The organism is Mesorhizobium sp. WSM4844 (assembly GCF_055811775.1).
The window spans coordinates 66,312-78,483 of sequence record NZ_JBVVQB010000014.1 but is presented as its reverse complement, the minus strand read 5'-3'; the positions used below and the strand labels follow the sequence as shown (position 1 = coordinate 78,483).

Below are 12,172 nucleotides of genomic sequence, written 5' to 3'. Positions count from 1 at the left end.
TTTTTGTCGTGGGGGTGTCGGGGGGGGGGGGGGGGGGTGTGTCCCCCCCCCCCCCCCCCCCCCCCCCCCCCGCGGCGGCGGGGGCCCCCCCCCCCCCCCCGGGGGGTGCCTTGGCTCGGCGCCGGCCATTGGAATGGCGCCAACTCCTCATAGGTCTCGGCATCGACCCCGGCATACGCACCGATGTCGAAATCGCGGGCGCCGTCATTCTCGAACGCCGACAGCGCGGCGTGCTCGGCGAAGATATCGGCTGGCGACGGATGCGAAAACGCTTCGTCAAAACCCATCCGCTTGGCGACTTCGGCGACGATCCACCAGTCGGCCCTTGCCTCTCCGGGCGTGGACAAAAAGGCGCGCTGGCGCGAGATGCGGCGCTCCGAATTGGTGACCGAGCCGTCCTTCTCGCCCCATGCGGCGGCGGGCAGCCGGACGTGGGCGTGGCGGACCGTGTCCGTCTTGGCCAACACGTCCGACACCACGACAAACGGGCAGGCCTTGATCGCCGCCTCGACGGCATCGGCGTCCGGCATCGAGTCGACCGGGTTGGTAGCCATGATCCACAGCGCCTTGATGCGCCCATCGGCTACCGCCTGAAACATCTCGACCGCCTTCAGGCCGGGCTTTTCGGCGACGGTCGGCGCACTCCAGAACCGCTGCACGCGGTCGCGGTGCTCGGGGTTTTCGATCTCCATATGGGCGGCCAGCATGTTGGCCAGGCCGCCGACCTCCCGACCGCCCATGGCGTTGGGCTGACCGGTCACCGAAAACGGTCCGGCGCCGGGCTTACCGATGCGGCCGGTGGCGAGATGACAGTTGATGATGGCGTTGACCTTGTCGGTGCCCGAGGACGACTGGTTAACGCCCTGGCTGTAGACGGTCACCGTATTCGCCGTCGCGGCGAACAGGCTGTAGAAGCGGACAAGCTCGTCCTCGCCGAGGTCCGTGGCAGCGGCGATGCCGGCAAGGTCGAGCGCGGAAGCGGCAAAAAGGGCTTGCCCGAAGCCGGTTGTGTGCGCCGTGATATAGGTGCGGTCCAGCGCGTTGTGCTGGCCGAGATAGGCGAGCAGCCCTGTGAACAGCGCGACGTCGCCATCCGGCGCGATCGCCAGATGCATGTCGGCAATATCTGATGTCATCGTGCGGCGCGGGTCGACCAGTACCACCTTTATGTCGGGCCGTTTTTCCCGGGCAGCGGCAATGCGCTGGTAGAGCACCGGATGGCACCAGGCGAGATTGGAGCCGACCAGCACGATCAGATCGGCGAGTTCCAGATCCTCGTAGCTGCCCGGCACCGTGTCAGAGCCGAAGGCGCGGCGGTGGCCGGCAACCGACGAGGCCATGCACAGGCGCGAATTGGTATCGATATTGGCCGAGCCGATGAAGCCTTTCATCAGCTTGTTGGCGACATAATAATCCTCGGTCAGCAACTGACCGGAGACGTAGAAGGCGACCGCGTCGCGACCGTGCTCGGCGATGGTCCGCGAGAAGGTCGAGGCGACGAGGTCGAGCGCTTCGTCCCAGTCCGTGCGGCGACCGTGTATCTCCGGATAGAGCAGCCGTCCGTCTAGGTCGATCGTCTCGGCCAGCGCTGAGCCCTTGGAACAGAGCCGGCCGAAATTCGCCGGATGGTCAGGGTCGCCGCGAACGGTTACCTCTCCGTTCGCGGCGACCTTCGCCAGCACGCCGCAGCCCACCCCGCAATAGGGGCAGGTGGTCCTCACCTCGCGCGCTTCGTCAATCTTCATAATTCAAGCCGCGCGACTGGCCAGCGCTTCCAGCGCAATGAACAGGCGCTCGCCCTCGATCCGCACCGGAATGGTGCGCACCGCACCTTCGTCAGCGCCAAGCGCCTTGCCGGTTTCCAGCGAGATCACCCAATTGTGCAGAGGACAGGTTACCGCCGCGCCATGGACGATCCCCTGCGAGAGCGGCCCGCCCTTGTGCGGGCAATGGTCCTCGATGGCAAAGACCTGGTCGTCTGCCGTGCGGAAGACAGCGATCTTGCCTCGAGGCGTGGCGACGCAGCGCGCGCCGCGGCGCGGAATGTCTGAGAGCGTGCCGACAGCAATCCAATTCATCATCATCACTCCGCCGCCTGCGCGAAGCCGACCGAAGCCATCGGCCGGAATTCGTGCTTGTCCTTGCCGGAAACGCGTTCCGACCACGGGTCGACCTGGGCGAATTTCTGCGAAAAGACGAAGCGGTCGAAATAAGCCTTGCGCTTCTCGCCATCGTCCATGATCTGGCGCTTGATCTCGGCGATGCCGATGCGCTTGGCCCATTTGTAGATGCGCTCGAGATAGCGGCCCTGCTCGCGATACATCTGCGTCAACGCCACGATATGCTCCAGTGCCTCGTCCTCGGTCTTGACCAGGCCGAGTACCTCGGTGCCCTTGATGTCGAGGCCGGCCGCCCCGGCGAAATGGATCTCGTAGCCTGAATCGACGCAGATCACGCCGACATCCTTGCAGGTTGCCTCGGCGCAGTTCCGCGGGCAGCCCGACACCGCCATCTTGACCTTGGCCGGCGTCCACGAGCCCCACATGAATTTCTCGATGCGGACGCCGAACCCTGTCGAATCCTGCGTGCCGAAGCGGCACCAGTCCGAACCGACGCAGGTCTTTACAGTGCGCAGTCCCTTGGCATAGGCGTGGCCGGAGACGAAGCCGGCCTGGCCGAGATCGGCCCACACCGCCGGCAGATCCTCCTTGCGGATGCCGAGCATGTCGATGCGCTGGCCACCGGTGACCTTGACCATTGGAATTTCGAATTTGTCGACGACGTCGGCAATGGCGCGCAGTTCGGCGGCATTGGTGACGCCGCCCCACATGCGCGGCACCACCGAATAGGTGCCGTCCTTCTGGATGTTGGCGTGTACGCGTTCGTTGATGAAGCGCGACTGGTAGTCGTCGGCATACTCATCCGGCCAGTCGCAGACGAGATAGTAATTGAGCGCCGGCCGGCATTTGGCACAGCCGCAGGAGGTGGTCCATTCCAGTTCCTGCATGACGGCGGGAATGGTCTTCAGGCCCTTGGCCTTGATCAGCCGGCGGACCTCATCATGGCCGAGCGTGGTGGAGGCCCCCAAAGGCGGGCCCCCCCCCCGGTTTTTTCCCACCCCCCCCCCCCCCCCCCCCTCTTTCCCCCCCCCCCCCCCCCCCCCGCCCCGGTGCCTTACCCCTACCGCCCCTCCAGCCGCGCCGCCTTCTCCAGCGCCGCCAGTTGCGCTTCGTCCAGTGTCAAAAACCCCATGATGTGCTGCACCACTTCGGCGCGCGCGTTGCTCAGCGCGCTGTGCAGCTCGAAGCCGTTCGGCGTCCTGGTCTTGGCCAGCCACTCGCCATAGGACGGGCGGCGGTAATAGCCGGTCGCCGCCGTCAGGTCGGCCAGCACCATCTCGCCGTCCTGGCCTGAGAACACCCTGAGATAGGCCCTGGTCAGCGCATCCTGCGCGCTGGCCGGGCCGCCGGCCTGGCGCGAATGGGCGAAGCGTTTGCCGCTCATGCGCCGCCCCCGCCGTCCTGCGGCATCAGCCCGCTGAGACTGTCGAGCAGGCCGCTGTCGCGCGCCTGGACCGCCGCCGGCACGGCATCCCTGGCAACCTTGCCGGCGGCGGCGATCGCCGCCATGCCGGCCTGCGCTTGTTGCGCCCTGGCTCGGGCATCGCGAATATCAGCCACCTCGTCCTGGCGGCGAAAGATGCGCTGCGGGCTGCGGCCGGCGCTCTGCACGATCTTCAGCGCCTCGTCGCCGTCGATATTGTCCATGACGCCGGGGTCGAACTGCGCCATCTGCATGGCCGTGGTCACCACCTGGATGGTGTCGCGCGCCTCGGCCGAGCGGCGCAGCACGTCGAGCGGCCCGGTGAAGGTCGGCCGCACCGCCTTGCCGGCAAGGCTCGCCGGCGGCAGGAAGCGGCTGTCTTCCTCATACAATCCCTTGTCCTCGAGGATACCGAGCTCGCGGTCGAGATTGGCGGCAAAGCCGGCCTGGATGATCGAGCCGGAGGGCCCGAGCAGCGCGCCCTTCTCCTCCTGCCGGATCAAGGCTTCGGTGGCCGTCATCTGCGGGTTCTGCACCAGCGTCTGGAACAGGTTGACGAACATCATGTCGCGGATCTCCTCGGCCCGGCTTTCCGCGTAGTCGAATGCATGGGTCGGGTTCTGGCCCACAGCGATCGGCGCAATCAGCGGCCGGCCATTGTCGTCGATCAGGCCGGGATAGTTCTCGCCGGGATTGAGCACCGGCACATAATCGAGCCGCGCTTTCGACGCGGTCGCCGGATCGGTGATCTGCTGCAGCGCCCTGAGACCCGAGCGGCGCACGGCATTTTCCTCGCGCACCGTGGTCAGCGCCTCGATGGTCGGCGAGATGCCATAGGGGTCGCCCTCATGGCGGCGCCAGTTGAAGCAGGACACCGGGAAGGAGCGGAAACCGCTCTCCCTGACGATGACCTCCTCGTCCTCGACGACGTGATAGGAGGCGAACGCCGTGTCGAGATATTGGTAGGTGCCGGAAAGCCGGTACATCTTGCGCTCGTCGCGCGGCTGGATGCACTGGATCAGCGAAATTTTGGTCTCGCATCTGGCCGGGTCGTCGACCAGCATCTTGATCCGCGCCGGCAGCTTGTCATAGCCGAGCAGCTGCGCCGCCTGCCGTGCCGTGCGCTCATAGCGGCGGTGGAAAATGTCGACCTGGCCCCAGCGGTTGCGGCAGAGATAGCCCTCGACCACCGGGATCGAGGCATAGCGGATCAGCGTGCCGCCAAAGCCCTCCTCGGCGTAGAGATAGGCCGGGCCATAGCGCACGACGTTGCGCAGACAGGCCTGCGTCGCCGGCACGAAATTCGAATTGGCCGAATAGCGCAGCGCAAACAGGAAATCGCGAAGCGCCTCCGCCCATTCCTTCTCCTCGTCGCTCTCCTCGTCGTTCACGGCGGCGGTCGACAGCCCGTGCCATTTCTCCGACTGCGGGATGATCAGGCTTTCCAGCCCGGCGGCCAGCCGGTTGGCGGCCGAGTTGATGGTGTTGGCGTAGACACGGGCTCCGCGCCGCTGCTGCCGCTCGGCCTGCGGTTCCGCGCCCCGGCGCCCACTCCAGACATCGGGCGCGTCGGGGTCGCAGAATTCCGACACCGCCTCCCAGACAGCCTCATACTGGCTGCGCTCGCTCTCCAGTTCCGCCTGTCGCGACAGGATATCGTGGGCACGGGAATCGCTCGCCATGGCATTTCCTTGTTCTGATGTATCAGCTTGTTCGAAGCCCAGATATTGCCAAGGCCAGGTCGAATTTTGTTCGCTTTTGCGATGTTCAAGGAGGCGCGGGGCGGCGACTCAAGGAGATCGATTTGATAATGACGGAAAGCCTACCCGGCGCCCTGAAGAGGCGAAGCAAGCAGGTTGCAAAGCGGCTGATCGGCTACGATTCCCGCAACTGGCTGCGCATCAGGCAGATCGAGGCGTTCACCGCGTTTCTTGAGGCCGACGGCCGCAAATCCTCAGACGTGATCGAGATCTCGCCCGGCTGGAACCGCCACTGGAAGACGATATGCTCGAACTACACCTCCGTCGATTTCCCTGATTTCGACATCTGCAAGGACCGCACCGACCGGCAATATTCCGTCGTCATCGCCGACCAGGTGCTGGAGCATGTGCAGCGCCCGTTTGCCGCGGCACAGAATATCCACGCCATGACCCGGCCGGGCGGCTGGGCGATGGTGGCGACGCCGTTCCTGTTCAGGGTGCATGCCAGGCCGCACGACTACAACCGCTGGACCGCCGCCGGCCTCAAGCAGGTCCTGGTCGAGGGCGGCTTCCCCCAAGCAAACATTGAAGTGTTCAGCTGGGGCAACAAAGCCTGCGCAAAAGCCCATATCGGCGGCCCGGTGCGCGCCTACGGCCTATGGCGCGACCTCAGCAACGACGAGGAATATCCGCTGATGGTCTGGGCCTTCGCGCACAAGCCGGGGTGAGGGCTGAAGAGCCTTGCCTTCTCCCCTTGTGGGAGAAGGTGGCCTCGCCCACGGGTCTTGCCTCCGGCAAGCCCGAGGACAGGCTCCGCGAGGTCGGATGAGGGGTGTTCCAGCTTGGCAATAGCGCAAAAATCCACTGCCTCATTCCTTCCAGCACCCCTCATCCGTCTCGGCGCAAAAGCGCCGATCCACCTTCTCCCACAAGGGGAGAAGGCAAGGCTCTTCAGCCCTCACCCCGGCTTGTGCGCGAAGGCCCAGACCATCAGCGGATATTCCTCGTCGTTGCTGAGGTCGCGCCATAGGCCGTAGGCGCGCACCGGGCCGCCGATATGGGCTTTTGCGCAGGCTTTGTTGCCCCAGCTGAACACTTCAATGTTTGCTTGGGGGAAGCCGCCCTCGACCAGGACCTGCTTGAGGCCGGCGGCGGTCCAGCGGTTGTAGTCGTGCGGCCTGGCATGCACCCTGAACAGGAACGGCGTCGCCACCATCGCCCAGCCGCCCGGCCGGGTCATGGCGTGGATATTCTGTGCCGCGGCAAACGGGCGCTGCACATGCTCCAGCACCTGGTCGGCGATGACGACGGAATATTGCCGGTCGGTGCGGTCCTTGCAGATGTCGAAATCAGGGAAATCGACGGAGGTGTAGTTCGAGCATATCGTCTTCCAGTGGCGGTTCCAGCCGGGCGAGATCTCGATCACGTCTGAGGATTTGCGGCCGTCGGCCTCAAGAAACGCGGTGAACGCCTCGATCTGCCTGATGCGCAGCCAGTTGCGGGAATCGTAGCCGATCAGCCGCTTTGCAACCTGCTTGCTTCGCCTCTTCAGGGCGCCGGGTAGGCTTTCCGTCATTATCAAATCGATCTCCTTGAGTCGCCGCCCCGCGCCTCCTTGAACATCGCAAAAGCGAACAAAATTCGACCTGGCCTTGGCAATATCTGGGCTTCGAACAAGCTGATACATCAGAACAAGGAAATGCCATGGCGAGCGATTCCCGTGCCCACGATATCCTGTCGCGACAGGCGGAACTGGAGAGCGAGCGCAGCCAGTATGAGGCTGTCTGGGAGGCGGTGTCGGAATTCTGCGACCCCGACGCGCCCGATGTCTGGAGTGGGCGCCGGGGCGCGGAACCGCAGGCCGAGCGGCAGCAGCGGCGCGGAGCCCGTGTCTACGCCAACACCATCAACTCGGCCGCCAACCGGCTGGCCGCCGGGCTGGAAAGCCTGATCATCCCGCAGTCGGAGAAATGGCACGGGCTGTCGACCGCCGCCGTGAACGACGAGGAGAGCGACGAGGAGAAGGAATGGGCGGAGGCGCTTCGCGATTTCCTGTTTGCGCTGCGCTATTCGGCCAATTCGAATTTCGTGCCGGCGACGCAGGCCTGTCTGCGCAACGTCGTGCGCTATGGCCCGGCCTATCTCTACGCCGAGGAGGGCTTTGGCGGCACGCTGATCCGCTATGCCTCGATCCCGGTGGTCGAGGGCTATCTCTGCCGCAACCGCTGGGGCCAGGTCGACATTTTCCACCGCCGCTATGAGCGCACGGCACGGCAGGCGGCGCAGCTGCTCGGCTATGACAAGCTGCCGGCGCGGATCAAGATGCTGGTCGACGACCCGGCCAGATGCGAGACCAAAATTTCGCTGATCCAGTGCATCCAGCCGCGCGACGAGCGCAAGATGTACCGGCTTTCCGGCACCTACCAATATCTCGACACGGCGTTCGCCTCCTATCACGTCGTCGAGGACGAGGAGGTCATCGTCAGGGAGAGCGGTTTCCGCTCCTTCCCGGTGTCCTGCTTCAACTGGCGCCGCCATGAGGGCGACCCCTATGGCATCTCGCCGACCATCGAGGCGCTGACCACGGTGCGCGAGGAAAATGCCGTGCGCCGCTCGGGTCTCAGGGCGCTGCAGCAGATCACCGATCCGGCGACCGCGTCGAAAGCGCGGCTCGATTATGTGCCGGTGCTCAATCCCGGCGAGAACTATCCCGGCCTGATCGACGACAATGGCCGGCCGCTGATTGCGCCGATCGCTGTGGGCCAGAACCCGACCCATGCATTCGACTACGCGGAAAGCCGGGCCGAGGAGATCCGCGACATGATGTTCGTCAACCTGTTCCAGACGCTGGTGCAGAACCCGCAGATGACGGCCACCGAAGCCTTGATCCGGCAGGAGGAGAAGGGCGCGCTGCTCGGGCCCTCCGGCTCGATCATCCAGGCCGGCTTTGCCGCCAATCTCGACCGCGAGCTCGGTATCCTCGAGGACAAGGGATTGTATGAGGAAGACAGCCGCTTCCTGCCGCCGGCGAGCCTTGCCGGCAAGGCGGTGCGGCCGACCTTCACCGGGCCGCTCGACGTGCTGCGCCGCTCGGCCGAGGCGCGCGACACCATCCAGGTGGTGACCACGGCCATGCAGATGGCGCAGTTCGACCCCGGCGTCATGGACAATATCGACGGCGACGAGGCGCTGAAGATCGTGCAGAGCGCCGGCCGCAGCCCGCAGCGCATCTTTCGCCGCCAGGACGAGGTGGCTGATATTCGCGATGCCCGAGCCAGGGCGCAACAAGCGCAGGCCGGCATGGCGGCGATCGCCGCCGCCGGCAAGGTTGCCAGGGATGCCGTGCCGGCGGCGGTCCAGGCGCGCGACAGCGGCCTGCTCGACAGTCTCAGCGGGCTGATGCCGCAGGACGGCGGGGGCGGCGCATGAGCGGCAAACGCTTCGCCCATTCGCGCCAGGCCGGCGGCCCGGCCAGCGCGCAGGATGCGCTGACCAGGGCCTATCTCAGGGTGTTCTCAGGCCAGGACGGCGAGATGGTGCTGGCCGACCTGACGGCGGCGACCGGCTATTACCGCCGCCCGTCCTATGGCGAGTGGCTGGCCAAGACCAGGACGCCGAACGGCTTCGAGCTGCACAGCGCGCTGAGCAACGCGCGCGCCGAAGTGGTGCAGCACATCATGGGGTTTTTGACACTGGACGAAGCGCAACTGGCGGCGCTGGAGAAGGCGGCGCGGCTGGAGGGGCGGTAGGGGTAAGGCACCGGGGCGGGGGGGGGGGGGGGGGGGGGAAAGAGGGGGGGGGGGGGGGGGGGGTGGGAAAAAACCGGGGGGGGGGCCCGCCTTTGGGGGCCTCCACCACGCTCGGCCATGATGAGGTCCGCCGGCTGATCAAGGCCAAGGGCCTGAAGACCATTCCCGCCGTCATGCAGGAACTGGAATGGACCACCTCCTGCGGCTGTGCCAAATGCCGGCCGGCGCTCAATTACTATCTCGTCTGCGACTGGCCGGATGAGTATGCCGACGACTACCAGTCGCGCTTCATCAACGAACGCGTACACGCCAACATCCAGAAGGACGGCACCTATTCGGTGGTGCCGCGCATGTGGGGCGGCGTCACCAATGCCGCCGAACTGCGCGCCATTGCCGACGTCGTCGACAAATTCGAAATTCCAATGGTCAAGGTCACCGGTGGCCAGCGCATCGACATGCTCGGCATCCGCAAGGAGGATCTGCCGGCGGTGTGGGCCGATCTCGGCCAGGCCGGCTTCGTCTCCGGCCACGCCTATGCCAAGGGACTGCGCACTGTAAAGACCTGCGTCGGTTCGGACTGGTGCCGCTTCGGCACGCAGGATTCGACAGGGTTCGGCGTCCGCATCGAGAAATTCATGTGGGGCTCGTGGACGCCGGCCAAGGTCAAGATGGCGGTGTCGGGCTGCCCGCGGAACTGCGCCGAGGCAACCTGCAAGGATGTCGGCGTGATCTGCGTCGATTCAGGCTACGAGATCCATTTCGCCGGGGCGGCCGGCCTCGACATCAAGGGCACCGAGGTACTCGGCCTGGTCAAGACCGAGGACGAGGCACTGGAGCATATCGTGGCGTTGACGCAGATGTATCGCGAGCAGGGCCGCTATCTCGAGCGCATCTACAAATGGGCCAAGCGCATCGGCATCGCCGAGATCAAGCGCCAGATCATGGACGATGGCGAGAAGCGCAAGGCTTATTTCGACCGCTTCGTCTTTTCGCAGAAATTCGCCCAGGTCGACCCGTGGTCGGAACGCGTTTCCGGCAAGGACAAGCACGAATTCCGGCCGATGGCTTCGGTCGGCTTCGCGCAGGCGGCGGAGTGATGATGATGAATTGGATTGCTGTCGGCACGCTCTCAGACATTCCGCGCCGCGGCGCGCGCTGCGTCGCCACGCCTCGAGGCAAGATCGCTGTCTTCCGCACGGCAGACGACCAGGTCTTTGCCATCGAGGACCATTGCCCGCACAAGGGCGGGCCGCTCTCGCAGGGGATCGTCCATGGCGCGGCGGTAACCTGTCCTCTGCACAATTGGGTGATCTCGCTGGAAACCGGCAAGGCGCTTGGCGCTGACGAAGGTGCGGTGCGCACCATTCCGGTGCGGATCGAGGGCGAGCGCCTGTTCATTGCGCTGGAAGCGCTGGCCAGTCGCGCGGCTTGAATTATGAAGATTGACGAAGCGCGCGAGGTGAGGACCACCTGCCCCTATTGCGGGGTGGGCTGCGGCGTGCTGGCGAAGGTCGCCGCGAACGGAGAGGTAACCGTTCGCGGCGACCCTGACCATCCGGCGAATTTCGGCCGGCTCTGTTCCAAGGGCTCAGCGCTGGCCGAGACGATCGACCTAGACGGACGGCTGCTCTATCCGGAGATACACGGTCGCCGCACGGACTGGGACGAAGCGCTCGACCTCGTCGCCTCGACCTTCTCGCGGACCATCGCCGAGCACGGTCGCGACGCGGTCGCCTTCTACGTCTCCGGTCAGTTGCTGACCGAGGATTATTATGTCGCCAACAAGCTGATGAAAGGCTTCATCGGCTCGGCCAATATCGATACCAATTCGCGCCTGTGCATGGCCTCGTCGGTTGCCGGCCACCGCCGCGCCTTCGGCTCTGACACGGTGCCGGGCAGCTACGAGGATCTGGAACTCGCCGATCTGATCGTGCTGGTCGGCTCCAATCTCGCCTGGTGCCATCCGGTGCTCTACCAGCGCATTGCCGCTGCCCGGGAAAAACGGCCCGACATAAAGGTGGTACTGGTCGACCCGCGCCGCACGATGACATCAGATATTGCCGACATGCATCTGGCGATCGCGCCGGATGGCGACGTCGCGCTGTTCACAGGGCTGCTCGCCTATCTCGGCCAGCACAACGCGCTGGACCGCACCTATATCACGGCGCACACAACCGGCTTCGGGCAAGCCCTTTTTGCCGCTTCCGCGCTCGACCTTGCCGGCATCGCCGCTGCCACGGACCTCGGCGAGGACGAGCTTGTCCGCTTCTACAGCCTGTTCGCCGCGACGGCGAATACGGTGACCGTCTACAGCCAGGGCGTTAACCAGTCGTCCTCGGGCACCGACAAGGTCAACGCCATCATCAACTGTCATCTCGCCACCGGCCGCATCGGTAAGCCCGGCGCCGGACCGTTTTCGGTGACCGGTCAGCCCAACGCCATGGGCGGTCGGGAGGTCGGCGGCCTGGCCAACATGCTGGCCGCCCATATGGAGATCGAAAACCCCGAGCACCGCGACCGCGTGCAGCGGTTCTGGAGTGCGCCGACCGTCGCCGAAAAGCCCGGCCTGAAGGCGGTCGAGATGTTTCAGGCGGTAGCCGATGGGCGCATCAAGGCGCTGTGGATCATGGCTACCAACCCGGTCGACTCGATGCCGGACGCCGATGCCGTCGAGGCGGCGATCAAGGCCTGCCCGTTTGTCGTGGTGTCGGACGTGTTGGCCAAGACGGACACGGTCCGCCACGCCCACGTCCGGCTGCCCGCCGCCGCATGGGGCGAGAAGGACGGCTCGGTCACCAATTCGGAGCGCCGCATCTCGCGCCAGCGCGCCTTTTTGTCCACGCCCGGAGAGGCAAGGGCCGACTGGTGGATCGTCGCCGAAGTCGCCAAGCGGATGGGTTTTGACGAAGCGTTTTCGCATCCGTCGCCAGCCGATATCTTCGCCGAGCACGCCGCGCTGTCGGCGTTCGAGAATGACGGCGCCCGCGATTTCGACATCGGTGCGTATGCCGGGGTCGATGCCGAGACCTATGAGGAGTTGGCGCCATTCCAATGGCCGGCGCCGAGCCAAGGCACCCCCCGGGGGGGGGGGGGGGGCCCCCGCCGCCGCGGGGGGGGGGGGGGGGGGGGGGGGGGGGGACACACCCCCCCCCCCCCCCCCCGACACCCCCACGACAAAAA

At 65.6% G+C, this 12,172-nt stretch carries 10 protein-coding genes and 2 pseudogenes; 6 read left to right on the top strand and 6 right to left on the bottom strand.

Translation table 11 applies throughout. From position 1 onward, the window contains the following. The 5 genes and pseudogenes from AC0L2A_RS14060 to AC0L2A_RS14040 form a co-directional block, all read right to left on the bottom strand. The coding region (locus tag AC0L2A_RS14060) for a molybdopterin-dependent oxidoreductase (RefSeq protein ID WP_473609283.1) at nt 1-1,745 on the bottom strand (1,745 nt) is incomplete at its 3' end. A gap of 3 nt (nt 1,746-1,748) precedes the next feature. Beyond that, entirely contained in the window at nt 1,749-2,084 is a 336-nt protein-coding gene (nirD, locus tag AC0L2A_RS14055; RefSeq protein ID WP_473609284.1) for a nitrite reductase small subunit NirD, read from the bottom strand. Beyond that, nucleotides 2,084-3,076 (bottom strand): annotated as a pseudogene (locus AC0L2A_RS14050) ((2Fe-2S)-binding protein); the annotation flags it as partial. The gene nirD (AC0L2A_RS14055) and the pseudogene AC0L2A_RS14050, both read right to left, overlap by 1 nt. 104 nt (nt 3,077-3,180) lie before the next feature. Beyond that, nucleotides 3,181-3,504, bottom strand: a complete 324-nt coding sequence (locus AC0L2A_RS14045) for a Bbp19 family protein (RefSeq protein WP_473609286.1) — start codon at nt 3,502-3,504, stop codon at nt 3,181-3,183. Further along, a complete protein-coding gene (locus AC0L2A_RS14040; protein ID WP_473609287.1) occupies nt 3,501-5,225 on the bottom strand; it encodes a portal protein in 1,725 nt (574 codons plus the stop codon). The genes AC0L2A_RS14045 and AC0L2A_RS14040 overlap by 4 nt, the downstream gene beginning before the upstream one ends. Before the next feature lie 128 nt (nt 5,226-5,353). Here AC0L2A_RS14040 and AC0L2A_RS14035 point away from each other — a divergent pair, with 128 nt between their 5' ends. Beyond that, the gene (locus tag AC0L2A_RS14035; RefSeq protein ID WP_287229465.1) at nt 5,354-5,971 is read left to right on the top strand and encodes a methyltransferase domain-containing protein; all 618 of its coding nucleotides are present in this window, start codon (nt 5,354-5,356) and stop codon (nt 5,969-5,971) included. 230 nt (nt 5,972-6,201) lie between these two features. Here the strand turns inward: AC0L2A_RS14035 and AC0L2A_RS14030 are convergent, their stop codons facing one another. Continuing rightward, nucleotides 6,202-6,819, bottom strand: coding sequence for a methyltransferase domain-containing protein (locus AC0L2A_RS14030; RefSeq protein WP_287229465.1), 618 nt, complete (start codon nt 6,817-6,819; stop codon nt 6,202-6,204). 128 nt (nt 6,820-6,947) lie between these two features. On the opposite strand from AC0L2A_RS14030, the gene AC0L2A_RS14025 reads away from it, so the two are divergent. The 5 genes and pseudogenes from AC0L2A_RS14025 to AC0L2A_RS14005 all read left to right on the top strand — a co-directional run. After that, on the top strand, nt 6,948-8,672 hold the full coding sequence (locus AC0L2A_RS14025) for a portal protein (RefSeq protein WP_473609287.1): 1,725 nt from the start codon (nt 6,948-6,950) through the stop codon (nt 8,670-8,672). Further along, nucleotides 8,669-8,992 (top strand): Bbp19 family protein, encoded by a 324-nt coding sequence (locus AC0L2A_RS14020; protein ID WP_473609286.1) that lies wholly within the window; start codon nt 8,669-8,671, stop codon nt 8,990-8,992. Before AC0L2A_RS14025 ends, AC0L2A_RS14020 begins: the two co-directional genes overlap by 4 nt. A 104-nt stretch (nt 8,993-9,096) precedes the next feature. Then, nucleotides 9,097-10,089: pseudogene (locus tag AC0L2A_RS14015) on the top strand ((2Fe-2S)-binding protein); the annotation flags it as partial. Continuing rightward, entirely contained in the window at nt 10,089-10,424 is a 336-nt protein-coding gene (nirD, locus tag AC0L2A_RS14010) for a nitrite reductase small subunit NirD (RefSeq protein WP_473609284.1), read from the top strand. The pseudogene AC0L2A_RS14015 and the gene nirD (AC0L2A_RS14010), both read left to right, overlap by 1 nt. 3 nt (nt 10,425-10,427) lie before the next feature. After that, on the top strand, nt 10,428-12,172 hold a 1,745-nt coding region (locus tag AC0L2A_RS14005; protein WP_473609283.1), incomplete at its 3' end, for a molybdopterin-dependent oxidoreductase.

Excerpts from the sequence above, each read along its gene's own strand:
- nirD (WP_473609284.1), bottom strand. The coding sequence starts at position 2,084 with ATGATGATGAATTGGATTGCTGTCGGCACGCTCTCAGACATTCCGCGC.
- AC0L2A_RS14045 (WP_473609286.1), bottom strand. The coding sequence starts at position 3,504 with ATGAGCGGCAAACGCTTCGCCCATTCGCGCCAGGCCGGCGGCCCGGCC.
- AC0L2A_RS14040 (WP_473609287.1), bottom strand. The coding sequence starts at position 5,225 with ATGGCGAGCGATTCCCGTGCCCACGATATCCTGTCGCGACAGGCGGAA.
- AC0L2A_RS14035 (WP_287229465.1), top strand. The coding sequence starts at position 5,354 with ATGACGGAAAGCCTACCCGGCGCCCTGAAGAGGCGAAGCAAGCAGGTT.
- AC0L2A_RS14030 (WP_287229465.1), bottom strand. The coding sequence starts at position 6,819 with ATGACGGAAAGCCTACCCGGCGCCCTGAAGAGGCGAAGCAAGCAGGTT.
- AC0L2A_RS14025 (WP_473609287.1), top strand. The coding sequence starts at position 6,948 with ATGGCGAGCGATTCCCGTGCCCACGATATCCTGTCGCGACAGGCGGAA.
- AC0L2A_RS14020 (WP_473609286.1), top strand. The coding sequence starts at position 8,669 with ATGAGCGGCAAACGCTTCGCCCATTCGCGCCAGGCCGGCGGCCCGGCC.
- nirD (WP_473609284.1), top strand. The coding sequence starts at position 10,089 with ATGATGATGAATTGGATTGCTGTCGGCACGCTCTCAGACATTCCGCGC.